Source organism: Pseudarthrobacter sp. 902506025, assembly GCF_040702325.1.
In the GTDB taxonomy this organism is placed as follows: Bacteria; Actinomycetota; Actinomycetes; order Actinomycetales; family Micrococcaceae; genus Arthrobacter.
Genome location: NZ_JBFBKW010000007.1, coordinates 123,843 through 146,336 on the forward strand (window position 1 = coordinate 123,843; position 22,494 = coordinate 146,336).

General features: G+C 67.3%; 17 protein-coding genes, 1 tRNA gene and 1 other RNA gene. 9 read left to right on the plus strand and 10 right to left on the minus strand.

What is annotated here, in order from left to right; translation table 11 throughout:
* Positions 1–42: 42 nt before the first annotated feature.
* Positions 43–3,810, minus strand: a complete 3,768-nt coding sequence (locus tag AB0280_RS14175; protein ID WP_425328618.1) for a DNA polymerase III subunit gamma and tau — start codon at positions 3,808–3,810, stop codon at positions 43–45.
* A gap of 21 nt (positions 3,811–3,831) precedes the next feature.
* An RNA gene (gene ffs / locus AB0280_RS14180) (signal recognition particle sRNA small type) lies at positions 3,832–3,928 on the minus strand.
* A gap of 405 nt (positions 3,929–4,333) precedes the next feature.
* On the opposite strand from ffs, the gene AB0280_RS14185 reads away from it, so the two are divergent.
* Positions 4,334–4,418 (plus strand) — tRNA-Ser (locus AB0280_RS14185).
* A gap of 78 nt (positions 4,419–4,496) precedes the next feature.
* Here AB0280_RS14185 and AB0280_RS14190 read toward each other — a convergent pair.
* Entirely contained in the window at positions 4,497–5,432 is a 936-nt protein-coding gene (locus tag AB0280_RS14190; protein ID WP_366367575.1) for an oxygenase MpaB family protein, read from the minus strand.
* A 185-nt stretch (positions 5,433–5,617) separates the two neighbouring features.
* On the opposite strand from AB0280_RS14190, the gene AB0280_RS14195 reads away from it, so the two are divergent.
* The 3 genes from AB0280_RS14195 (at position 5,618) to AB0280_RS14205 (ending at position 8,978) form a co-directional block, all read left to right on the plus strand.
* The gene (locus AB0280_RS14195) at positions 5,618–7,324 is read left to right on the plus strand and encodes a M23 family metallopeptidase (protein WP_366367577.1); all 1,707 of its coding nucleotides are present in this window, start codon (positions 5,618–5,620) and stop codon (positions 7,322–7,324) included.
* Between the two features lie 52 nt (positions 7,325–7,376).
* Positions 7,377–7,889, plus strand: coding sequence for a glutathione peroxidase (locus AB0280_RS14200; protein ID WP_366367579.1), 513 nt, complete (start codon positions 7,377–7,379; stop codon positions 7,887–7,889).
* 159 nt (positions 7,890–8,048) lie between these two features.
* Positions 8,049–8,978: a phosphodiesterase gene (locus AB0280_RS14205; protein ID WP_159633470.1), complete on the plus strand. Its 930-nt coding sequence runs from the start codon at positions 8,049–8,051 to the stop codon at positions 8,976–8,978.
* 85 nt (positions 8,979–9,063) lie between these two features.
* Here AB0280_RS14205 and AB0280_RS14210 read toward each other — a convergent pair whose 3' ends face one another.
* The gene (locus AB0280_RS14210) at positions 9,064–10,701 is read right to left on the minus strand and encodes a stealth family protein (protein ID WP_159633467.1); all 1,638 of its coding nucleotides are present in this window, start codon (positions 10,699–10,701) and stop codon (positions 9,064–9,066) included.
* 76 nt (positions 10,702–10,777) lie between these two features.
* Positions 10,778–11,707, minus strand: a complete 930-nt coding sequence (locus AB0280_RS14215) for a hypothetical protein (protein WP_224024757.1) — start codon at positions 11,705–11,707, stop codon at positions 10,778–10,780.
* A gap of 148 nt (positions 11,708–11,855) precedes the next feature.
* Between AB0280_RS14215 and AB0280_RS14220 the strand changes: the two genes are divergently transcribed.
* Both AB0280_RS14220 and AB0280_RS14225 read left to right on the plus strand, forming a co-directional pair.
* Complete coding sequence (locus tag AB0280_RS14220) at positions 11,856–12,155, plus strand: type II toxin-antitoxin system VapB family antitoxin (protein WP_026264985.1); 300 nt, start codon at positions 11,856–11,858, stop codon at positions 12,153–12,155.
* Positions 12,148–12,822 (plus strand): LytR C-terminal domain-containing protein, encoded by a 675-nt coding sequence (locus AB0280_RS14225; RefSeq protein WP_307487828.1) that lies wholly within the window; start codon positions 12,148–12,150, stop codon positions 12,820–12,822. The genes AB0280_RS14220 and AB0280_RS14225 overlap by 8 nt, the downstream gene beginning before the upstream one ends.
* Before the next feature lie 9 nt (positions 12,823–12,831).
* Here AB0280_RS14225 and AB0280_RS14230 read toward each other — a convergent pair whose 3' ends face one another.
* Entirely contained in the window at positions 12,832–13,482 is a 651-nt protein-coding gene (locus AB0280_RS14230) for a TetR/AcrR family transcriptional regulator (protein ID WP_159633458.1), read from the minus strand.
* A 35-nt stretch (positions 13,483–13,517) separates the two neighbouring features.
* Positions 13,518–14,216, minus strand: coding sequence for a DsbA family oxidoreductase (locus tag AB0280_RS14235; protein WP_366367581.1), 699 nt, complete (start codon positions 14,214–14,216; stop codon positions 13,518–13,520).
* 214 nt (positions 14,217–14,430) lie between these two features.
* Here AB0280_RS14235 and AB0280_RS14240 point away from each other — a divergent pair, with 214 nt between their 5' ends.
* On the plus strand, positions 14,431–15,492 hold the full coding sequence (locus AB0280_RS14240; RefSeq protein WP_159633452.1) for a glycosyltransferase family 4 protein: 1,062 nt from the start codon (positions 14,431–14,433) through the stop codon (positions 15,490–15,492).
* 60 nt (positions 15,493–15,552) lie between these two features.
* Entirely contained in the window at positions 15,553–17,733 is a 2,181-nt protein-coding gene (locus AB0280_RS14245; RefSeq protein WP_366367582.1) for a glycogen debranching N-terminal domain-containing protein, read from the plus strand.
* Positions 17,734–17,738: 5 nt separating this feature from the next.
* Here the strand turns inward: AB0280_RS14245 and AB0280_RS14250 are convergent, their stop codons facing one another.
* Both AB0280_RS14250 and AB0280_RS14255 read right to left on the minus strand, forming a co-directional pair.
* Entirely contained in the window at positions 17,739–18,272 is a 534-nt protein-coding gene (locus tag AB0280_RS14250; protein ID WP_159633446.1) for a GNAT family N-acetyltransferase, read from the minus strand.
* 22 nt (positions 18,273–18,294) lie between these two features.
* Positions 18,295–19,254: a D-2-hydroxyacid dehydrogenase family protein gene (locus AB0280_RS14255; protein WP_307487837.1), complete on the minus strand. Its 960-nt coding sequence runs from the start codon at positions 19,252–19,254 to the stop codon at positions 18,295–18,297.
* Positions 19,255–19,397: 143 nt separating this feature from the next.
* Here AB0280_RS14255 and AB0280_RS14260 point away from each other — a divergent pair, with 143 nt between their 5' ends.
* Positions 19,398–20,591 carry a CynX/NimT family MFS transporter gene (locus AB0280_RS14260; RefSeq protein ID WP_364399089.1) on the plus strand — a complete coding sequence of 398 codons (1,194 nt, stop codon included), beginning with the start codon at positions 19,398–19,400 and terminating at the stop codon, positions 20,589–20,591.
* A gap of 227 nt (positions 20,592–20,818) precedes the next feature.
* Here the strand turns inward: AB0280_RS14260 and aceB are convergent, their stop codons facing one another.
* A complete protein-coding gene (gene aceB, locus AB0280_RS14265; RefSeq protein WP_307487841.1) occupies positions 20,819–22,471 on the minus strand; it encodes a malate synthase A in 1,653 nt (550 codons plus the stop codon).
* Between the last annotated feature and the right edge of the window lie 23 nt (positions 22,472–22,494).

Genomic DNA, 22,494 nt, shown 5'->3' on the forward strand with positions numbered 1-22,494 from the left:
ATGGATCAGTCGGTCAGCAAGGCCCGGCGGCAGGCCTGGCCGTCAGTAGCGTGGCGTGACCGGGCTTCCGTCCAGGGACCGCTCCTCGATCAGTTTCCCGCCCAGGATGCGTTCGACGGCGGCCCGGCCGAAGACGCCTGATTCCTCGATGGTTTCATCGTCGGCGCTTGGTATGTCCTGGACGTAGGCGCTCGGCGCCGCGGCGGCCCTGGCCGGGGCCTTGGCGCGTCCTGCCTCAGCTTCGGGGCTGTTGGACAGCCGCTGGTACAGGCTTTGCCGCGTTTCCGTTCGTCCGGCCGTCGGTGCAGAAGTTCCTGCAGAAGCCGGCGCGGCATTTCCCGGCTGCGGCCGGGAGGGTGCTGCCGGTGCCTGCGTAACGGACGCACGCGCCGCCGCCTGTGCAACCGCTGCCTGGGAAGCGGTTGGCTGTGGAGCCGGTGCCTGGGCAACAGTGGCCTGGGCAGCCGAAGCATGGGTGACCGGGGCAGGGGCGGCGGCCGCCATGGCGAACTCGGGTACCGGGGAAGGATCCGGGGATTGGGCCTGGTACGGCCCAGCATCCGGCTCCGTCCGGCTGGAGCCGAAAACTGCCCCCGCAGCCCAGTCTGGCCCCGTTGCGGCAGCAGCCGTGGCCGCCGGGGCCACGGGAATGGAGGGCGGCACTTGGGCGGTTGCGGGCTCGTAATGGGGGACGGCGGCGGACGCCCCAATGTTGTCATTCGCGGATGCAGGTGCCGGCTTGGTGCCGACGTTGCTCTTGTCTCCCACTACCCATACGCCGGGTGCCTGTTCCACGGCCCGGGTCCAGGGATCGTGGGCGGCACCAGCAGGCTGGGAAGCCGGCTGGCCGGCAGGTTGGGAAGCGGTGCCCGAGCCCGGGCCACCAGTCCCCTGGGAGCGCGCAGCAGCTGCAGGGTGGGCGCCGCCTGCCGCCTGGTCGGCACCAGTGGCAGGGGAGGGCGGTGCCGTCCGGTTGCCCGGACGCGCGGAGGGCTCCCAGTCCATGGGGGGTTCCTCATCCAGCGGGGGAGCGTCCTCATCCCGCGGCGGTCCCCAATCGTCATCGGAGTAGGAATAGTCGCCTCCGGCAGGCGGGTACGCGGGGTGGGCGGAATTCGTGCCGGAGGTGTCGGCAGCGGTCCCTGCAGCCCGGGCGGTGGCATCGGCAGTGGCACTGGGGCCAGACCCCGCAGGATCCATGCCGTGGTTGCCCCTCGCGTTGGCGTCGGCCGCCGGGCGTGCCCCCGGAGAGGTGGCACCCGGAGGGGTGGCAGTTGAAGGGGCGGCTGCAGGTGCGGCCGACGGGCTTGCGGCCACAGCAGAACTTCCCGAACTGCCGTAAGGGGCGGTGCTTCCCGCGGCGGGGGAGCTGCCGGCAGCGGCTGGGCTTCCGGAACTACCGCCCAGCGGCGTTGCGGTGCCCGCCGCTGCCGCGGGTACCTGCACCGCTGGGGTTGCCTGGGCAGAGGCAGAGGCAGAGGCAGAGGCAGAGGCAGAGGCAGAGGCAGGGGCCAGGCCCCAGGCAACGTCAGCTGAGGTGGCCGGAACCACCGGGCTGGCGGGAACTTTTGGGTTTGGCTCAGAGCTCGCCTGGCTGGCGCCGCCGGCAACCGCCTGGATCTGGCAGTCGATGCCGACGGTCTTGTGGATGGCTTGGCGCAGGTTGTCCGAATGGTCCGCCCTGCCGAAGGCGCCGGCAAGGCCGGACGTGGTGAAGGACAGGGTCAGGACACTGCCGTCGAACGCCTGGACCTGCGCATTGGGTTCAACGAGGGCCCAGGTGCTGCGCTTGATTTTGGACAGCGCCTGCAGGACATCCGGCCAGGCCCTGCGAAGAACCTCGACGTCGCCCATGGCCGGGGGGTTGGCCGGGGCCGACCCGCCGGGTGCTTGGTGGTGCGCTGCGGGAGCCTGATGAACAGGGGCCTGCTGTCCTGGCACCTGCTGGCCTGGCGTTTGGGCGCCGGGGGAGTTGCTGCCGGGCCCGTGGGTGGCAGGCACCTGGTCGCTTTGGGCCTGCGGCCGGTCCGGGACGCGAGTGGCCGCGGCCTGGCCGGGCGCCGGCCGGTCTTCCTGTCCCTGCGGTGCTGCATGGGCTTGGGCCTGGGGCGCTGCGGTGTCTTGGGCCTGCGGCGCTGCCTGGTCTTGCGGCCCTGAAGAGGGCCGCTGGGTGGGGTTGGTGGTCCCCGCGCCGGGGGCAGAACCCGGGGGGCCCTGTGCCGTCCGGGGCCGGGACGGTTCTGCCTCGACGGGCCAGTCGCTGGTGCTGACCCGCGGGGGTGTCAGGGGACTGCGGGCGCCGTCAGAGGCGGGAGCAACCTGTCCGTCCCCGGAACCGGGCATGGCGGGAGCAGCCGGTCCGGCCTGGGCGGACGCGGATTGGGCCCCTGCAGCCTGGGCTGCGGAAGAGTGGGCTGCAGCAGTATTGGCAGAAGGCTCCGGGGCGGCCGGCTGGTGCGCGCGCTGGGAATCCAGCGGGGAGCCGGCGGGAGTGGCAGCTGGTGCCATGGGCTGGACTGGCGTTGGCTGGACTGGCGTTGGCTGGACCGCCGCCGCCGGCGCCTCCGCCGATGCCGGCGCTGCCGTGGCGGGAGCACCGACGTCGTTCCCGGCGTAGTTCAGCCGCCGCTCCACCCGGTCGATCCGGGCTGCCATGCCGCGCTCATTCTGTTCAGCGCTGGGCAGCAGGATCCGGGCGCACAAAAGCTCCAAGTGCAGCCGGGGGGACGTGGCCCCGGTCATTTCGGTCAGGGCCGTGTTGGTAACATCAGCGGCCCGGGAAAGCTCCGCCGCGCCAAGGTTGTGGGCCTGGTTCTGCAGCCGGGCGATCTGGTCCGCCGGCATCCCGCGCAGGATGGCGTGGGCGCTCTCGGGCATGGCCTGCACGATGATCAGGTCGCGGAAGCGCTCCAGCAGGTCCTCTACAAACCGGCGGGGATCGTGGCCCGTCTGTATGACCCGGTCCACCGCGCGGAAAACGGTGGCGGCGTCGGAAGCAGCCACGGCTTCCACGACGTCGTCCAGCAGGGACGCGTGGGTGTAGCCGAGCAGGGCCACGGCGAGCTCATAGTCCAGCCCGTTGGGTCCGGCGCCTGCCATGAGCTGGTCCAGGACGGAGAGCGAATCGCGGACGGAGCCGCCGCCGGCGCGGATGACCAGGGACAGGACGCCAGGGGCGACGGGAACGTTTTCCTGGCGGCACAGAAGCTCCAGGTAGGCCATCAGGGGCTCCGGCGGCACCAGCCGGAACGGGTAGTGGTGGGTCCGGGAACGGATGGTTCCAATGACCTTGTCCGGCTCTGTGGTGGCGAAGATGAACTTGATATGTTCCGGCGGCTCTTCCACGATCTTCAGCAGGGCGTTGAACCCGGCGGAGGTGACCATGTGGGCTTCGTCGATGATGAAGATCTTGTAGCGGTCCCGCACGGGGGCGTAGGTGGCGCGCTCGCGGAGGTCCCTGGCGTCGTCAACACCGCCGTGGCTCGCGGCGTCAATCTCGATGACATCGAGGGAACCCGAACCGCCGCGGGCCAGCTCAACGCAACTGGGGCAGGTTCCGCAGGGAGTGTCCGTGGGGCCTTGGGCGCAGTTGAGGCAGCGGGCCAGGATACGGGCGGACGTGGTCTTGCCGCAGCCCCTGGGGCCGGAGAAAAGGTAGGCGTGGTTGACGCGGTTTTTCCGCAACGCCGTCATCAGCGGCTCGGTAACATGCTCCTGGCCAATAACGTCAGCGAACGAGTCGGGACGGTATCTGCGGTACAGGGCGGTAGTAACTGTCACAGAGAAAACCCTACCAATCCGGGCTGACATCATGCCGCCCTGTGGGGGAATAGTAAAGACCCCCCATGCACCCGCCAGAGCCCGTTTACCCTTGCTACCTTCCGGTCCTGGGGGAGTTCAACAGGATGACGCCACATGAGGGGCCGTCAGATACTTTACCCGAACATCCGGCCCGACTCGAATCGGACCCGGCGCCGCCGCCGGAGGCCCTGGCACGCCGCCCGGCGGGTCGGCGGCACCTGGCCGGTGGATGCCCGGGTACGGATGTCCATTGCTTATCCCCGCCCCAGCCGGGATCATGGCTATGTACACCGATTGGGGCAATCTCAAGGTTGTGAGCTGCGTGGCCTGGCTTAACGGGGTTGGACCCGGCAGCTCAACGGTGCAACAGGGAATGGGCGCATTGGGGGCGTCCATTTTCAGGTTAAGGCAACCGTCGCCGCGCCCCTTTGAGGCGGGCTGCGGCCGGCAAAAAACCGCCGCCGGATGGGCCAATTGGGCGATGCGGAAAACTTCAGGTAATCTAGTACCTGCTTTTGATTCAGAAGCAGTTGGAGAATTCGCCTAGCGGCCTATGGCGCACGCCTGGAACGCGTGTTGGGTTAACGCCCTCGGGGGTTCAAATCCCCCATTCTCCGCCGGTCAAGAACCCGGCCCCGGTAACCCGGGGCCGGGTTCTTGCTTTTTTGCCTCCGTTGCAGCCTTCCGATTCATGGTCAGGCCAGATCTGCCAGCGGTTCACCAAGCCGCCTCAGGCGCTGCCTCGCTGCTGTTTCGCTGGGACCCATCCGCCTCCGGGGACCGCCCAGGGCCAGGTGGACGACGCCGAGCACCACCTTTGTGGTTAACCGCACGGGCAGGGGAAACGGGCCCAGCCGTGGAAGAGAGAGCCCCAGCATCTGGCGGTACCGGGGTTCCAGGCTGTAGACCGCAGCGGCAAACAGGATCCGGTAGCCAGGCTTCAGCAGCGGATGCAGCGGCGCATTGCGGATGAACTCCACCGTCTCTTTGACCCGGCCGTCCGCCCGCAGCGCCCCCTGCGCGTACCAGCGTTCCAGTTGGCTGCGCATCTGCGCCTCCGTCAGCGGCGGGTCTTCCACCCCCATCAGCCTCCCGGCCTGGGCCCACTCCCGCACGTAGGCGTCCGGGCCGCCGGGGATGGTCCCGCCCCAAATCCTGTGGGCTGCGAGGAAGCCGTCCGTGAAGGCCAGGTGGATCCAGTTGGCCAGCCCCGGATCGTTGGCACTGTAGGTGCGCACTTCGCCGTCGTTGTCCTCGTAGTTGCCCTGGACTGGCTCATGCAGGCGGCGTACCCGCCGCGTTGCTTCCTCCGCGGCGTCCGTGGATCCATAGGTGACCGTAAAGATCCAGCGGATTGTGTTGGCCAGCCGGCGCAGGGGGTCGTCACGGAAGTTGGAGTGCTCATGCACGCCCGCGAGCGCACCAGGATGGAGCGACTGCATGAGCAGCGTGCGGATTCCACCCACGATGGGCGTCATGGAGCCGTGCACCGCCCACACCGCCGAACCGGGCAGGTGGTAGCCAGCGTTGTCGCCCTCGGCCAGCTTGAGCGTCCAGTCCGGCGGGGCGTCGGCCCTGCCCGAGAAGGTCTTTTTGATTTCGTCCTGCCAGGTACGAAGGACATTGCGCATGAGACATTGTCGCCCATTTGCGCCACGCGCGGCTGGATCCGGCAGGGAAGCCCAGCTCCACCCCCTAACGACCCACAAAAAACCCGCATTGTCCGGCTATGGGGTTTCCACGCCTGCGGTCCTGTGGTCCCATGGGACATACCGTCGAGACACCGTGCGGCAGGCCACGTCGTGGAGTCAGTCAATTGGGCAAGAATTCCGTGCCCGGCAACCGCAAGCCGGACCAGCGTACCTTTCCCCCCGTTGCCCGGGCCGTCGCTGCTGCCGGCGTGCTGGCGGCCTCCGTCTGCGCCGTCAACCTTTCCGCCGGCTCCGCTGAGCCGCCACAGTTGGCGCGATCGGTGGCCGGCACCGGGACCACTCCGGGCAGTGCCGCCCCGTACGGAACGTCCGGAACGGCGAAGCTCCGGGAAGGGCACGGCGAACCAGCCCCGACGGCAACGGACCAGCTTGGCGCCACTGCCCTTCCGCCGGCCATCTTCTCCAATCCGCAGGTGGCCCTGGCCTTCCCGCACACGTCCATCGGCGGCGTCGACCAGGGCGCCACGGCGGCCCTCACGCTGGGTCCGGCCGGTGCCGGCAGGCCATTGCCCGGCTTCCTCATGGCGCCCCTGCAACTTCTGGACCCGAGCTCGCCGTTCGGGTTCCGGGTCAGCCCGATCAGCGGGGCGGCGGGAGACTTCCACCTGGGCCAGGATTACGCTGCCCCCTGCGGAACCCCGGTCTACGCCGCTGATTCCGGTGTTGTGCGGGCAGCCGGCTGGCACCCCTGGGGCGGCGGCAACCGGATTGAGATTGACCACGGCGACGGGCTCATCACCACCTACAACCACCTGGAATCCATTGGTGTGCACACCGGCGACCAGGTGCGGGTGGGCCAGGTCATCGCGCGCGTTGGCACCACCGGATGGTCCACGGGCTGCCACCTGCATTTCGAGGCAATCCTGAATGGCCGCTACACCAACCCCCTGAGATGGAACTTCCTCCAGCTCCGGGCGCTGGACCAGGCCCTTCCGGCCGGGATGGTGTCGTACGCCCCGGGTATGGGGTTGTCCGGCGGCAGGATCAGCTGGACCATCCCCCTCCAGGTTGATCCGGGTGACGGGCTCCCTGCAGCGGGGCTCCAGGTTTCACCCTTCCCGCCGCTTTTCGTACCCGGCCCGGCACCGTCGCCATCCCAGGCAACGGGCATCGTGCTGCCCGCTCCCAACGTGCAGTTGACGACGACGGCACCGCCGACTGCTGAACCGTCGGTAAGTACCGCGCCGCCTTCGCCCGCGGCGGCACCCAGCGATCCTTCGACCGTCCCGGCAAGCCCGACGCCGTCTCCGTCACCGACGGAGCCATCGCCGTCGCCCACTTCACCCACCCTGACTTCACCAAGTCCCACGCCGTCGCCGACACCCACTTCGCCGACCCCGACTTCGCCAACTCCGACGTCACCAAGTCCCACGCCGTCGCCCACACCGTCGCCGTCGCCCACGGACCCTGCAAGCCCAACGCCGACGACTTCGCCGGTTCCCGCCCAGCCCACGCCCACTGAACCGGCTCCGGCGCCAACGCCGGTTGATACCGCGCCCGCGCCCGCCCCCGACCCGGATCCGGCGCCAACGCCGGTGGAACCTGCCCCCGCTCCCGCCCCAGAACCGGCGCCAACGCCGGTGGAGACCGCGCCCGCTCCCGCCCCGGCCCCAGCACCGGTTGAGCCGGCCCCGGCCCCAGCACCGGTTGAGCCGGCCCCGGCCCCAGCACCGGTTGAGCCGGCCCCGGCACCAACCACCACCGCCCCGGCACCTGCGCCGACCCTGCCGCCCGCGGAGCCTGCCCCCACGCCGACGCCAACCCCCACCCCTACCTCGACAGAACCAGTACCGACTGCACCCCCGGCCTAGGGAATTTCCACCCCGGACCCGTACGGCGCCCCGCCGGCACCGAATCCCTTCCATGAACATCTCTCCTCTGACACGCAGCCAGCGACCCCTCTATCCGATCCCGCTGATCCTGAACGATGGCACCAGGACACATTTCGGCCAGTTCAAGGGAAAAGTGGTGTTGGTGGTCAACGTGGCCTCCAACTGCGGCTTCACGCGGCAGTACGCGGGCCTCGAGGCCCTCTACGGCAAGTTCCGCGACAGGGGGTTCGAGGTCCTGGGCGTTCCCTGCAACCAGTTCGCAGGGCAGGAGCCGGGGACGGACAGCGACATTGCTGACTTCTGCGAACGGAATTTCGGTGTCACGTTCACGTTGACGGCCAAGGCGGAGGTCCGCGGCAGGAACCAGCACCTGCTCTATTCGGAGCTCACCAAGTTCAAGACCGGGCTATTGCCGGGGCTGGTGAAGTGGAATTTCGAGAAGTTCCTGGTCAACCGGGAAGGGGATGTGGTGGCGAGGTTCGCCCCCACGGTCGAGCCCGACTCTGCAGAGATCATCGAGGCCATCGAGCATGCGCTCGAATAAAGGGCGGCCCGCCGAATTTGCCCTGCAAAAGCGCAGTTCTTGTAATTTTTTCCACATCAGCGGCGGAGATTTACCCCATGTTTGCCAAATGTCTGATTGGATAAATATTACTGAAGGGTACAAGGGAAGAACGGCTTCCCACCGACCATAGAGGTAGCAATGGAGCACATCGAGGCCGAACACCCCCGGCCACGCCACTTCCTACTCCACCTGAGCGATCCCCACCTGTTGGGAGGTCCAGAACCCCTCTACGGAACCGTCGACAGCGAAGCCAGGCTTATCCAGCTCTTCGATGAAGTCAAAGCGTCCGGGGCCAGGCCGGAGGCCGTGATCTTCACGGGCGACCTTGCCGACAAGGGCGATGCCGAGGCGTACGTGAAGCTTCGGGCCATCGTCGAGCCGGCCTGCAAGGAGATGGGCGCCCAGGTCATCTGGGCCATGGGAAACCATGACGACCGGGCCAACTTCCGCAGGGGACTCCTTGACCAGCCCGGCAGTGACGCGCCGGTTGACCACAGCTACTTCATCAACGGGCTGCGGGTCATCACTCTGGACACCACCGTCCCGGGATTCCACCACGGCGAACTGAGTCCGTCGCAGCTGGAGTGGCTGGCCCGCCAGCTGGAAACCCCTGCCCCGGACGGCACCATCCTGGCCCTCCACCACCCGCCGGTCCCGTCAGTGCTGGACCTCTCGGTGCTGGTGGAACTGCGCGATCAGGCGTCCCTGGCCGCAGTAGTGCGTAATTCGGATGTCCGCACCATCCTGGCCGGACACCTGCACTACTCCACCACCGCGAGCTTCGCCGGCGTTCCCGTCTCGGTGGCGTCGGCTTCCTGCTACACCCAGGACCTTAATGTACCTGTGGGCGGAACCCGCGGGCAGGACGGCGGCCAGGCGTTCAACCTGGTGCACGTGTATGAACACACCATCGTGCACTCCGTGGTGCCGATGGGCAGTGCCCCCACCGTTGGCGAGTATGTGTCTCCCGAGGAGACGGCCCGGCGGCTGGAGGCCGCCGGGATCAGGATCCCGGAAACCACCAAGCAGCGCGGCAGCACCAAACTCGGGGTGCCTACCAGCCGGTAATACCGGCTCCACAGAGCACTGGGGCAGGCTCCCTGACGGAGCCTGCCCCAGTGCTTTGGAAGTGAAGGGTCAATGGGCGGCCAGCCTACTTCTCCCAGGGCGCCTTGATGGGGAAGTACCTTTCCAGGAAGTCCGTCACCACTTCGGCGCGCTCGTCCGCGCTGACCTCAGGGAAGCTGCCGTCGTTCAGGCAGAAGAAATCCATGTTCCGCTTGGCCAGCAGCTTGGGCAGGTACTTCAGGCCCGAGCGCATGGTGGTGTCCACGTAGCGCACCTTCGCCGCAGTCTGCGTCACGGCGCGGCCGGTCAGCAGGGCGTAGTAGTGGTAGAAGGAATTGGTCACGGAGATGTTGTCCGCTGCACGGAACCGGCTGGCCGCCGTCTTGCGGAACTCCTCCGGGAACTCCTCCTCCATCTGGCCCACCACGCTCCGCCGCAGGGGCGCGGCAGTGTGCTCCAGGTGGCGGGTGGTGATCCGGCCGAACCGGTTCCACAGGAGCTTGCGGTTCACCCGGGCGGCGTTTTCGAACCCGCTGCGCTCGGCATCGTTCTCGCCCAGGCCAATCCTGGTTTCCGCCTCGATGAACTTCGTGATGCCGCCGGGGGTGAAGAACATGTCCGGGCCCACCGGCCGGCCAAAGAACATGTCGTCGTTGGAGTAAAGGAAGTGCTCGGACAGCCCATCGATGTGCTGCAGCTGGCACTCCACAGCCTGTGAATTGTGCGTGGGCAGCACCGAGGGATCGGAGAAGAACTCCTCGCTCCGGACGATGGTGACGGAAGGGTGCTCCGCCAGCCAGGAAGGAGCGGGGGAGTCCGTGGCGATGAAGATCCGGCGGATCCAGGGCGCAAACATGTACACGGACCGCAGTGCGTACTTGAGTTCGTTGATCTGCCGGAACCGGGCCTCATGGTCGTCGCCTTCGCCCAGGACATGTCCCTTTTGCTGGGCGCGGCGGGCCGCGATGTATTCGGGGGAGCTGCCGTCCACCCAGGAGAACACGATGTCGATGTCGAAGCTGATGTCGCTGGCGTGGTCCGCAAACATGTTCTCGATGGTGGGCCACGTGTGACCGTAGCGCTCCACGGTGCCCCGGACCGCATCCTGGCGCAGCAGCGTCCTGCGGGTCAGGGAGTTCTCGATCGGAAGGATGAGCTGTTCTCCCTCGAAGGACCACAGCTCAATCTGGACGCCGGCAGAGGCGCCGAACTCGAAACCGCCCACCGGCTCCACCCGCGGCCGGTACAGCCGGAAGATGCGTCCCTGCCGGTTGGGGGACAGCTCGCCGTCCGCCACCAGGACGGACGTCTTCTTCTTCGCGTCCACGGTCATGGAGTAGAAGGGCTCGTCCCGGCACGCCTCCACCAGGGCAGCCCGGAGTTTCTTCCGATCCTTCCAGTCCAGGGCCAGCACGGGGCGGTCATTGTTGCCGCGGACCAGGAGGTACGACAGGCCGGCGTTCGCCAGGACGTTCCGCAGGAACAGCAGGTCTTCCACCATGGCCTGGTAGGGGGTCCTGGTGTCATTGATCAGGGCATAGCGGCCCTTGTGCCGGACGACGTCGGCCCGGTGGCCCAGCCGCCGTTCTGCCGCCGCCGATGTGATCTCGGCGTGAAATTGTTCTTCCACTGACGCCTGGGCGCCGTAGTAGACCTCGTCCTGGACCGGTGCTTCTGTAATGGTTGTCTCCGTGCTGGTGGAAGTGGGCATTCTTACCTGCATGATAGTCCTGCCTTGGTAACGGAAGGTTTCGCGGCGCTTTTGCGGCCGCGCGGGGCATCCCCCGCCCGGCAGGGACTCAGGCGTCCAGCGCCTCCCGCCAGGCCCGCAGGAAGGCGCCGCCGGCGTCGTCGTGGATCACCGTGGACTCCAGCCCCAGGTCCGCTGCCGTCAGCACGGGGTAGGGCTTGCTGGGCACACCGTCCGCCGGCCGCACGTCCACGTGCTTCACGGGATGGTCGTTGTGGTGCAGCCAGTCCGCCATGGCGTAATCGGTGCGGGAATCGCCCACGGTCCGCCACGCCTGCGGGGTGATGCCCTGCGCCGCGAGGAGCTCCACCGCACGGCTGGCGCCCAGGTCCTTCCCCAGCCGCACGGACTCAATGTCCGTGGAAATAATGGTGGGATCCACGCGGTAGTCCACCTCGTCGTCGGAATTCGGCACGTGGTGGTCAAGCCGGACAACGCCCAGCCCGTGGCGTGCCATGAGTTCCATCGCCTCGGCGTCGAACAGCTTCTGCTCCGCCAGGTAGTCAGCGCTGGGCACGTCGATGTGCTGCTCCACTGACACCATGGCGCGCTTGGTTTCGTCAAAAAACATGTGGGCGGCATAGTCCTCCGCCACCAGCCGGCGGATGTCATCCCCGTACGCTGCGGGGACGGCGAGTTCCCGGTCCACGTGGATGGGGCCGGGGCCGGCCGACGTATAGCTGAACCAGACCGCGCCCTTTTCGCAGATGGCGTGGATGACGGTTCCCGCCGGAATGCCGGCCGCGATCATCGGTTCCATGACCTGCTCGCGGATAAAGGCGTCGGAACGGCCGGTGTTGAAGATGACAGGAATCCCGGCTGCTGCGAGGGCCACCAGGTCCAGGATGATGGCGGGCTTGACGTCCCGTGTCACCGGGCTGGCCACCGGGCCGTCCACGTCCAGCAGGAGCGCCAGCGGCGGTGCGGACGGCAGCCGGATTCCGGGTGCGGACACGGCAGGGGACTCGGATACTGTCATGGGTCCATTCTGTCAGCAGGACCGCCGCCGTCCCGTGCGGGCGCCCGCGGAGCAGGCCGTGTGGCGGTATGGTCACTGTTTGGCTACAACCTGGCGCGGGCCAGCCCTGCTACTTTCGCTGGGGCACCGCGGTGCCTACTGTGGCATGGTGATATTCAAAGCTGTGGGCGAGGGCCGCCCTTACCCCGACCATGGTTACAGCACTCCCAAGCAGTGGGCATCGCTGCCGCCGCGGCCGGTGCGGCTGGACGAACTGGTGACCACCAAGCGCACCCTGGACCTGGAAGCGCTGCTGGCGGAAGACTCCACATTTTTCGGTGACCTGTTCCCGCACGTGGTGCAGTACCAAGGGACCCTCTACCTGGAGGACGGACTCCACCGCGCAGTGCGGACCGCCCTGCACCAGCGCACCGCGATCCACGCCCGGGTCCTGGTGCTCGATGGCTAGCAAGCGGCCAAAGGATCCCGGCATCCTGCATGGCCACCACGTTGTTTCCGGACCTGAGCTGCGCGCCGCCATGGAAGCGGCAAGGGACGCCGACGAAACCGTCCGGGTCCGCCGCCGCGTGCTGCACGGCGTGGTGCTGGTCCTGCTCATCGGAGTGATCGCCGCAGGCATCATCGTTGCCCTGGCCATCATCAACGGCCGGCTGAAGCTGCCGTCGGCCGAGCCGGCCCCGACCCCCGTGTCATCTTGCCCGGCCCCAACGTTCGACTACACGCCCACCGACAAGATCAACCTCAACGTCTTCAACTCCACCAGCCGGCCCGGCCTTGCCCGCTCCGTGGCGGATGAACTGCTGGCACGCAAGTTCGTGGTGGGCAACGTTGCGAACATCAACGCCGGCTACCGGGGCGTGGCTGCGGTGGTGTCAGGCGCCGCCGGCCAGGCGGCGGCGTTCACGGTGCAGCGCCATGTGCCCGGATCGGATTACTTCCAGGACGGCAGGACAGACGCCAGCGTGGACGTCATCCTGGCGCAGGATTACAAAGCGCTGGTCCCGCCGGAACTGGTGGACCAGACACCGGGAAAGCTCAGCTGCCCGAGGGAGAACCGGCGCACTGCGGACACGGACAAGCTGCCCGTCATGCCCGCCGCCGCTCCGACGCCCTGACCGCCGGACTCAGCCGGCCACAGCCGGGAGCTGGCCGACGCGCACGGGCCGGCCGCCGTCGTCGAACCTTGCACCGGCGCCCAACTGGATGAAGCGCACGGTCCGCGCCACGCGCGCCTCCAGTTCGGCCGGCTCGTCGCTGCCCCTCGCGGCACTTGAGGACAAGGTGCCCAGGATCAGCTGGGACTGCTGGCCCACGTCCGCCACCGGCAGGTAGCCCTGCTCCATGCCGTCACGCAGGATGCCCTGCAGCAGGACGCTGAGCTCGCCCACATGGTCGGAGAGCTTGGCAAAGGACGACGGCGACAGCACCGCCCCCATGGCAGGCCCCGGCGGGAGGTGGCGGCGGCTGAGGTCAACCACCTGGGCGCGGACGTACAGTGCCAGCCGCTCCACCGGGTTCTCCAAACGGTTCAGCGATTCGCGCAGGTCGGAGAGGAACTTCTCGGTCTCGTCCAGGGCGTAGGAGATCAGCAGTTCTTCGATGTCCGCGTAGTAGTTGTACACGGCGGTGCGGCCCACACCTGCGTGCCGGGCCACATCCGTCATGGTCAGCCCCGGGAGGCCATGGGTGAAAAGGAGCTCGCCGAAAGCGGTGAGGATGCGGCGCTGGGTGTCCGCGCGTTGTTCGGCGTTGCTGGCCGCTGAAATCCTGGGCATGCAGACACTTTACCGCGATGTGTCAGTAAAAGATGCTAAACCGCGCAGCCGTCCGGGCCGCACGCGTCAGCTTCGGAGGAATTGACCAGGACCAGGGGGTTGGCGTCCTGCCATGCCTGGTTAAGGGCAGCGGTGAACGTCTCCGTGGGCTGGGCGCCGGACAATCCGAACTTCCGGTCGATTACGAAGAAGGGAACGCCGCTGATCCCGAGGCCTTGGGCCTCCTGGAAGTCGAACCGGACCTCGTCCGAGTACTTGTCGGTGGTGAAGAGTTCCTCCACCTCGTGGGCCGGCAGGCCCAGGTCCGCGCCCAAGGACGTGAGGTATTCCCGGCTGCCAATGTCCTTGCCGTGCTCAAAGTGGTCGCTGAGCAGGCGCTCCTTGGCCGCATCCTGCCTGGCGTGGGCCGCCGCGAGGTGGATCAGGCGGTGGGCGGTGAAACTGTTGGCCACCACAACCTTGTCGAACCGGTAGTCCAGGCCTTCACCCTTGGCCTGCTGCGCCACGTGCTCGAACATCTGCGAGACCTGCGGCGCCGGCATGCCCTTGCGGCTGCTCAGGTACTCCAGTTCGGTGCCGTCGTAGTGCTCCGGCAGTGTTGGGTCCAGCTGGTAGCTGCGCCACACCACGTCGACGGCTTCACGGTGGGGAAACGCTGCCAGGGCAGCCTCGAACCGGCGCTTGCCGATGAAACACCACGGGCATGCAACATCCGACCAGATCTCAATCTTCATGCCCTGCATAACCGGGCCGCCCTGGCGGCCATTCCGGCGCGTGCCGTGAGATGGGGCACATTCAGCCCTTGTGGCCGGGGCGATCCTGGGCAATAGTTCTGAGGTAGGTGAAGCAGACGCCATGGAAATGTCGAACACCGCGGGACAAGCATGTCCTGCGGATTTATGTGCCTGGCGGCTGGGGAGCTCGGGCCTCGTTTTCTGGAGGCCGGATATGCGTATCGGACTTATTGCAGGACCGTGGATTCCGATTCCACCGGTCACCTACGGCGGCATTGAAAGAGTCGTGGACACCCTGGCGCGCGGGTTCGCCGCGGCCGGACATGAAGTGCTGCTGGCAGCCCCTTCGGAAAGTACCTGCCCCGTGCCGCAGGTACCCGGGATGCGGCCGGCATCCCGCGATGAACTGGGCCTCACGATGTCTGAGCTCAGCCATGTCATCCGCGCCTACAAGGGCCTCCAGGACGTGGATATCATCCATGACCACACCCTGGCAGGCCCCCTCTACGCGCATAGGCCTCCAAAGGTGCCGGTGGTGACCACCATCCACGGGCCGCTCCACCAGGACGCAGAGGACCTGTACCGGGCCATGGGCCAGGACGTCGCCATCGTGGCGATATCGCGCGACCAGGCGTCCCATGCCCCGGAAGTCCCCGTCACGCAGGTGATCCATCACGGGATGGATGTTTCCGCTGTCCCTGTCGGAAGCGGACGCGGTGGTTACTTGTGCTTCGTGGGCCGGGCGTGCGAGGACAAGGGCCTGCTGGAGGCAATCACTATTGCGCGGCAGGCGGGCGTGCACCTGAAGATCGCCGTGAAAATGCGGGAGCCCGAGGAGATCCGCTATTTCCGCGAGGTCATCGAGCCGATACTTGGCCCCAACGAGGATTTTGTGGGGGAGGTGGATGACGCCACCAAGTACCGGCTGATGGGTGAGGCGCTGGCATTCCTGAACCCCATCCAGTGGTCCGAACCTTTCGGCCTGGTCATGATAGAGGCACTGGCCACCGGCACCCCCGTCATCGGCACGCGCATCGGCTCCGCCCCTGAGATCGTGGAACATGGCCGGACGGGTTTCCTCGGGAAGACCGAGGAACTGCGGGGCTTCGTTGAGGCGGCCGCCGGGCTCAGCAGGGAACGCTGCCGGGCATCAGTAGAGGAGCGGTTCAGCGCCCAGCGGATGGTGGCGCAGCACCTCAGGCTCTTTGATGACCTGCTGGCCGGGAGATTGCCGGGAGGGGTTCCGGTTGCCCCGCCGGTGCACCAGAATCGTTAAGGGGGGACCGGCGGGCGTTGGGCTCCCCGGCAGCATCCAGCCTGAGAAGGGAGTCCTTCCATGACCGCCTGGAACGAAGACAATGAGGCCTCCGGCTCCGATGTTGGTGCCGTCACCGTACTGGAAGGCTCTTCGTTTTGCATCTCGGCCGGAACCGGCGACATCAGCGCCGACGGCAGCACGAATGGTGCGTTCTACCAGGACACCCGGATCGTCTCGGGCTGGGTTCTGCGGATCAACGGTTCGCGGCGCGAACCGCTGTCCGCCCAGAAGGCCCAGCCTTTCGAAGCAACCTTCGTTGGCCGCGCAACATGGCCGGGAGGCCGGTTCGACAGTCCGCTGGTGGTCCGGCAGGTCCGGCACATCGGACCGGGCCTGCAGGACGACATCATCCTGGAGAATTACGCAGCGGAACCCGTTGAATGCGCCATAGAGCTGCTTGTGGACGCGGACCAGGCCGACCTCTTCGAAGTGAAGGGCGGCCGGACTACTGGCCCCGATGACACCACCCGCACAGTGGTGGATGGAAAGCTCATCATCGAAGCATCACGGCACGGCCAGCAGCGGGGCTCCGCCATCGGGGCCAAGGATGCGGAGGTGGGCACGGATGGGCTCCGGTTCCGCGTCGCCGTCCCCGCCCGCGGCAAGTGGAGCACCAGCGTGATTGTGGTGCCCCTGGTCAACGGGGAGGCCCCGGAAAAGCCCTTCATGGAGGGCCAGCTGCCGCACCACCGTGAGGGCGTGCGGCGCCACCTGGCCTGGGAAGAGAACGTGCCGCGGATCAGCATCGAGGACAGCAGCTTCCAGAACGTGCTCAACCGCAGCCAGAGCGACCTCGGTGCCTTGCGAATCTTCGATGCCCACCATCCCAACCGCGCGGCGGTCGCGGCCGGGGCGCCCTGGTTCATGGCGCTGTTTGGGCGGGACTCGCTGCTGACGTCCTACATGAGCATGATGGTCAACCCCAATCTCGCCTTGGGCACGCTGCAGACCCTGGCCGGGATCCAGGGGAAGAAAGTGGATGTGGATTCCGAAGAGGAACCCGGACGCATCCCGCACGAGGTCCGGCTGGGCGTGACCGCTGGCCTGTCGCTTGGCGGCACCGCGTATTACGGCACGGCGGATGCCACTCCGCTTTTCGTGGCAACCTTGGGCGAGCTGAGCCGCTGGGGACTGTCCCGGGATGCGATCCAGCCGCTGCTGTCCCACGCCGACCGGGCCCTGGAATGGATCGAAAAATACGGCGACCGCGACGGCGACGGCTTCGTGGAGTACCTCCGGCCCAACGAGCATGGACTGGTGAACCAGGGCTGGAAGGACTCCTGGGATGGCATCAACTTCGCGGACGGGACCATCGCGGAAGCCCCTATCGCACTCTGCGAGGTCCAGGCCTACGTATATGCGGCCTACCTGGGCAGGTCGCTGCTGGCCCACTGGACGGGGGATCCTGACCTCGAAAAGCACTGGGCCGACAAGGCGGCAGCCTTCAAGGAGGAGTTCAACAGGAAGTTCTGGCTGCCGGACAAGGGGTACTTTGCGGTGGCGCTGGACAAGGACAAACGGCATGTCGATGCGCTGACGTCCAACATCGGCCACTGCCTGTGGACGGGCATCGTGGACGAGGACAAAGCCGTGTCCGTCATGGAAAACCTGATGTCCCCGCAGATGTTCACCGGCTGGGGCATCCGTACGCTGGCCTCCGACATGGGCGCCTACAACCCCGTCAGCTACCACAACGGCTCGGTCTGGCCCCACGATACCGCGCTGGTGGCCACGGGGCTGATGCGCTACGGGTTCGTGGACGAGGCCAGGCGGGTGGCACTGGGCATCCTCGACGCAGCCCGGCACTTTGATGGCCGGCTGCCGGAACTGTTCTGCGGGTTCGACCGCGGCGAGTTCCCGGGCCCTGTTCCGTATCCCACTGCATGCTCCCCGCAGGCGTGGGCGGCGGCGGCGCCCGTGCAGCTCGCCCGGATCCTGCTCCGGTTCGATCCCGTCTTCACCCGGGGGGTGGTGCACCTGGCCCCGATCCTGCCTGAAGTCGTGGGGACATTCCGCGCAGAGAACGTTTTGTTGGATACCAGCCGGGTCACCATCACCGCCACGGGAACCCAGGGCGGCATCGACGGACTCCCGCCGGGGCTGAAGCTCCTGACGGAGCCCCGCCCACCGCTGGCCTATCCGCCGAACGGAGCCCCGGCCAACTCGCGCGTCCCGGGCCTACAGCAGTCCAGCAGCTGAACAGTTCAGGGTAGGGCGCGCTCCAGGACGAAGTCGTGCTCCACGGTGCTGCCCAGCCGGAATGATTTGGTGCCCACCTTGTGGAAACCGGACTTTTCGTAGAAACGGATGGCCCGGGCGTTCTGGCTGTTCACACCCAGCCAGGCCCCGGCGCTGCCGGATGCTGCGGCCGCCTGGAGGCTCGCGTGCATGAGTTCTGCTGCCGCGCCCAGCCCGTGATAGTCCGGGTGGACATAGCATTTGCTGATTTCCACGGACGGCAGCAGCGTCAGCACGGAATCCACGTCCGGGTCCGCTGCGGGCCTGTCCACCAGGAGGCTGTAGCCGCAGAGCTGCCCGTCGGCGTCGATGACCAGGATGGTGATGTCCGGGTCGGCGAGGTAGCCCTTGAAGTGCTCCTCGCTGAGCGTGTTGGCCAGGTGGGCGGCAATGTCGGCAGGTGACGACGACGGCGGGCAGGCCAGCGGGAAGGTGACGGCCGCCAGCCCGGCGAGGGGGCCGGCGTCGTCCGATGTTGCGGTGCGGATGGTGTGCGTCATTCGGTTGCTCCGGTAGGGAAGGTCAGGCCGTGAGGGTTCGGATGGGGGAGCCGGCAAGCCAGGCGGTGATGTTCTCCAGGGCACCGCCGTAGAACTGCCGGTAGCTTTCCTGCGTGACGTAGCCCAGGTGGGGGGAGAGCAGGGTGTTCGGCGCTGCCAGGAGCGGGTGGCCGGCCTGCAGGGGCTCCTGGTCGAAGACGTCCAGGGCGGCGCCGCGGATCCACCCTTCGTTCAATGCCCTGACCAGGGCCTCCTGGTCAACGAGCGGCCCCCGGGCGGTGTTGACCAGGATGCCCTCGGGCCCCAGCAGCCGCAGCTCGGCCTCGCCCACAGTGTTCTCGGACCGCGGGGAGAGCCTCAGATGGAGGGTGGCGACGTCGGCGACCGTGAAGAGCTCCTCCTTGGACACCAGCCGCGCGCCGGCCTCCTTGGCTGCCTCCGCGGTTAGGTTCTGGCTCGACGCCACGACGTCCATCCCGAAAGCCTGCCCGTAGGCGGCCACCCGCCGGCCGATCTTGCCCAGCCCCACGATGCCCAGCGTCTTGCCGGCCAGCTCAAAGCCCACCGTTGACTGCCAGGTACCGGCCCGGAGCGAGCTTTCCTCGGCGGGAAGGTGCCGGGCGATGGCCAGCAGGAGGGCCCAGGTCAGTTCGGGCGCGGCCGTGGGTGAGCCGGGCGTACCGCACACCGTCACCCCGTGCTCGGCCGCCGCCGCCACATCGATGGCGGCGTTCGCCATTCCGGTGGTGACCAGCAGCTCAAGCGACGGCAGCTTCTCGAACACCTCACGGGGGAACGCCGTCCGTTCCCGCATGGCGATCACCATGGTGGTGTCCGCCAAGGCCGAAACCAGCGCGTCGCGGGATGTGAAAGGTTCACGGTAGGACGTCACCGTGACCCCTTCGGCCTCCAAAGCCGTGAAGTCAGCGAAGCCGTGGGCCACGTCCTGGTAGTCATCGAGGATGGCAAGGCGGTGGGTCATCGGTGTCCTTCGCAGTGTCCTACGTCCTTAGGTCACGTTCATCGTATGGCAGGGCCGTCCGGGAGGGTGCCTGAAACTCCAGCAACGCGGAGCATGATAGCAATGGGAGTGATGAATCCACGCCCATTCCCGATTTTGACCCTGTGAGCAGCCGCGTCCTGTCCCGCGTCCCGAAAAGCTGGGTCCTGCTGGCCTGCATCGGCCTGCTGGCGCTGAACCTCCGTGGCCCCTTTGTTGCCGTCGCGCCCCTGGTGGACCTCATGCAGGCGGAACTGCACTTTTCGCCGGTCATGCTGGGGCTGCTGACCAGCATCCCCGTGCTCTGCTTCTCGCTCGCGGCTCCGCTGGCGTCCCTGGCTGCGCGGAGGTTTGGTGCCGAGTTCGCCGTGACGCTGACCATTCTGGGGGTCCTGGCCGGCGTGCTGCTCCGGTCTGCGGGAGGACCGGTCCTGGTGGTGGCCGGCACGGTGGTCATCGGGGTGGCCATCACCATAGGCAACATCGCGGTGCCACTGATCATCCGCCGCGATTTCGCTCCCCGACGGCAGGGGACTGCGATGGGGATCTACACCGCAGCCCTGAACATCGGGTCCTTCCTGACCTCGGTCATCATGGCCCCGCTCGCCGCAGTGACGGGGTGGCGGCTGGCCCTGGCCGCTGTCGCCGTCCTGGCCGTCGCCGCGGTGGTGGTGTGGGTGCTGGCAGTGGGGCCCCGGACGGCTTTCCTGGCCGAGGCCGAAGACGGCGGGGACACACCCCGTGCCCCGGCAACCCGTTCCGGCTGGATTACTGCCGGACTCACGGCCGGCTTCGGCGGCCAGGCGTTCTCCTATTACGGCGTCACGGCGTGGCTGCCGAGCTACCTGCACGACGAACTGGGAATGAACGCAGCCCAGGCCGGCGCCGCGTCCTCGATCTTCCAGATCCTGGCCATCGTGGGCGGACTCGGCGTGCCTTTCGCGGCCAAATATCTGAGTACGACGGCGGTGGCGGTCACCCTGGGTACGTTGTGGCTTGCCGTTCCGGTGGGGCTGCTTTTCCTGCCGCAGCTGTGGTGGCTGTGGTCCACCTCCGGCGGGATTGCCCAGGGCGGCGGCATCACCCTGATCTTCATCGCCGTCATCAAGCTGGCCCGCGACCAGGCCTCCGCGGGGCGGATGTCCGCCACGGTCCAAGGCCTGGGCTACTGCCTCGCCGCCGTCGCCCCGCCGCTGGTGGGATTCGTCCACGACAGCTCCGCATCCTGGACGCCGGCCCTGCTGGTCATCCTGGTGTCGGTGCTGACCTTCTTCGTCAGCACCACCCTGTCCGTGCGGCAGGTGCCGAAGGGCCGCTGAGGCGAGGGCCGCCGTCGACCGTTCTTCCCGGAACGCCCGCTCACTTAGAGCAATAAACACAACGACGCCCGATCACTTATAGCAACGAATACGACAACGCCCGATCACTTTCCTGGGGAAAGTGATCGGGCGTTGTGGGAGGTGCTCCGTTGCCGGACCGGCGCCCCGGATTTCGGGGGGCCTGTTGCGAAGGGCGTGCCGGCCCGGCAGACGGAAGTACTGGCGGGTCAGGCCGCGGTGAGCTCCTCGACGGTGGCCTTTTCACGGGCCTCCGTCAGGTAGCGGGCGTAGGCCGGCAGGGTGAGGAAGGACGGGAACTCGCGGCTGAGCGTGACTTCCTCGAAGATGTCGCGGGCGTCCTCGAACCGGTCGCCGTCGAAGCGTTCCAGCCGGGCGAATTCCTCGTCCAGCAGTTCCTCCACCCACTCGTGGCTGATGATCTCGCCGTGGTCCGTGATGGCCCGGGCGTAGATCCACTGCCAGAGCTGGGACCGGGAGATCTCGGCTGTGGCGGCGTCCTCCATGAGGTTGTGGATGGCCACTGCGCCGTTGCCGCGGAGCCAGGATTCGATGTAGCGGATGCCTACCTCGATGTTGTTTCGGATGCCCTGTTCGGTGATGGTGCCGCTGGTGGCGGCAACGTCGATCAGGGCGCGGTCGTCCGGGGTGACGTCCTCGCGGAGCCGGTCCAGCTGGTTGGGCTTGCTGCCCAGGACACCGTCGAACACTTCGCGGCACACGGGCACCAGGTCGGGGTGGGCCACCCAGGAGCCGTCGAAGCCGTCGTTGGCCTCGCGGGTCTTGTCCGCGCGGACCTTCTCCAAAGCGTTGGCGTTGGCTTCGGGGTCCTTGCGGTTGGGAACGGCTGCTGCCATGCCGCCGATGGCCATGGCGCCGCGCTTGTGGCAGGCGCGGACCAGCTGTTCGGTGTAGGCGCGCATGAAGGGCTGGGTCATGGTTACCTGGCCGCGGTCGGGGAGGACGAAGCGGGGGCCGCGGGTGCGGAAGTTCTTGATCAGGGAGAAGATGTAGTCCCAGCGGCCGGCGTTCAGGCCGGCGGCGTGGTCGCGCAGTTCGTAGAGGATCTCCTCCATCTCGAACGCCGCGGTGATGGTCTCGATCAGCACCGTGGCGCGGATGGTGCCCTGCGGGATGCCGAGCAGGTCCTGGGCCAGGATGAAGATGTCGTTCCACAGCCGGGCTTCGAGGTGGTTCTCGATCTTGGGCAGGTAGAAGTACGGTCCCTTGCCCTGGGCCAGCAGGCGGCGTGCGTTGTGGAAGAAGAACAGTCCGAAGTCCACGATGCCGCCGGCGATGGGCTGGCCGTCGATGAGCATGTGCTTTTCCGGCAGGTGCCAGCCGCGGGGCCGGACCACGATGGTGGGCAGCTCGCCGGCCGGGCGGAGTTTGTATTCCTTGCCTTCTTCGGACGTGAAGTCGATCCGGCGCTCCAGGGCGTCGGTGAGGTTCAGCTGGCCCTTGATGACGTTCCGCCACGTGGGGGTGGAGGAGTCCTCCATGTCAGCCAGCCACACCTTGGCACCCGAATTCAGGGCGTTGATGGTCATCTTCTTGTCCACCGGGCCCGTGATTTCGACCCGGCGGTCCTCCAGCCCGGGTGCCGGGGGAGCGACCCGCCAGGACGCATCATTGCGGATGTGCTCGGTTTCCCGCAGGAAACGCGGGTCCGCCCCGGCGGCGATGTCAGCCCGCCGTGTGCGCCGGGCCTGGAGCAGCTCCTGCCGCCGCTCGGCAGTTGCCCGGTGCAGCTTCGCGATGAACGTCAGTGCGTCCGGGGTTAGTACTTCGTCCTGCCGGCAAATAGGCTGTGCGGTCAGGGTGATGCCATTGATCGTGAAGCTGTCGGTGAAGCTGTTCATTTCAGTCTCCTTAAAGACGAAAG

Excerpts from the sequence above, each read along its gene's own strand:
- AB0280_RS14230 (WP_159633458.1), bottom strand. The coding sequence starts at position 13,482 with ATGCCCAGGATTTCAGCGGCCAGCAACGCCGAACAACGCGCGGACACC.
- AB0280_RS14175 (WP_425328618.1), bottom strand. The coding sequence starts at position 3,810 with ATGTCAGCCCGGATTGGTAGGGTTTTCTCTGTGACAGTTACTACCGCC.
- AB0280_RS14255 (WP_307487837.1), bottom strand. The coding sequence starts at position 19,254 with ATGACCCACCGCCTTGCCATCCTCGATGACTACCAGGACGTGGCCCAC.
- AB0280_RS14225 (WP_307487828.1), top strand. The coding sequence starts at position 12,148 with ATGGCTAGCAAGCGGCCAAAGGATCCCGGCATCCTGCATGGCCACCAC.
- AB0280_RS14245 (WP_366367582.1), top strand. The coding sequence starts at position 15,553 with ATGACCGCCTGGAACGAAGACAATGAGGCCTCCGGCTCCGATGTTGGT.
- AB0280_RS14235 (WP_366367581.1), bottom strand. The coding sequence starts at position 14,216 with ATGAAGATTGAGATCTGGTCGGATGTTGCATGCCCGTGGTGTTTCATC.
- aceB (WP_307487841.1), bottom strand. The coding sequence starts at position 22,471 with ATGAACAGCTTCACCGACAGCTTCACGATCAATGGCATCACCCTGACC.
- AB0280_RS14250 (WP_159633446.1), bottom strand. The coding sequence starts at position 18,272 with ATGACGCACACCATCCGCACCGCAACATCGGACGACGCCGGCCCCCTC.
- AB0280_RS14200 (WP_366367579.1), top strand. The coding sequence starts at position 7,377 with ATGAACATCTCTCCTCTGACACGCAGCCAGCGACCCCTCTATCCGATC.
- AB0280_RS14210 (WP_159633467.1), bottom strand. The coding sequence starts at position 10,701 with ATGCAGGTAAGAATGCCCACTTCCACCAGCACGGAGACAACCATTACA.
- AB0280_RS14205 (WP_159633470.1), top strand. The coding sequence starts at position 8,049 with ATGGAGCACATCGAGGCCGAACACCCCCGGCCACGCCACTTCCTACTC.
- AB0280_RS14190 (WP_366367575.1), bottom strand. The coding sequence starts at position 5,432 with ATGCGCAATGTCCTTCGTACCTGGCAGGACGAAATCAAAAAGACCTTC.
- AB0280_RS14215 (WP_224024757.1), bottom strand. The coding sequence starts at position 11,707 with ATGACAGTATCCGAGTCCCCTGCCGTGTCCGCACCCGGAATCCGGCTG.
- AB0280_RS14240 (WP_159633452.1), top strand. The coding sequence starts at position 14,431 with ATGCGTATCGGACTTATTGCAGGACCGTGGATTCCGATTCCACCGGTC.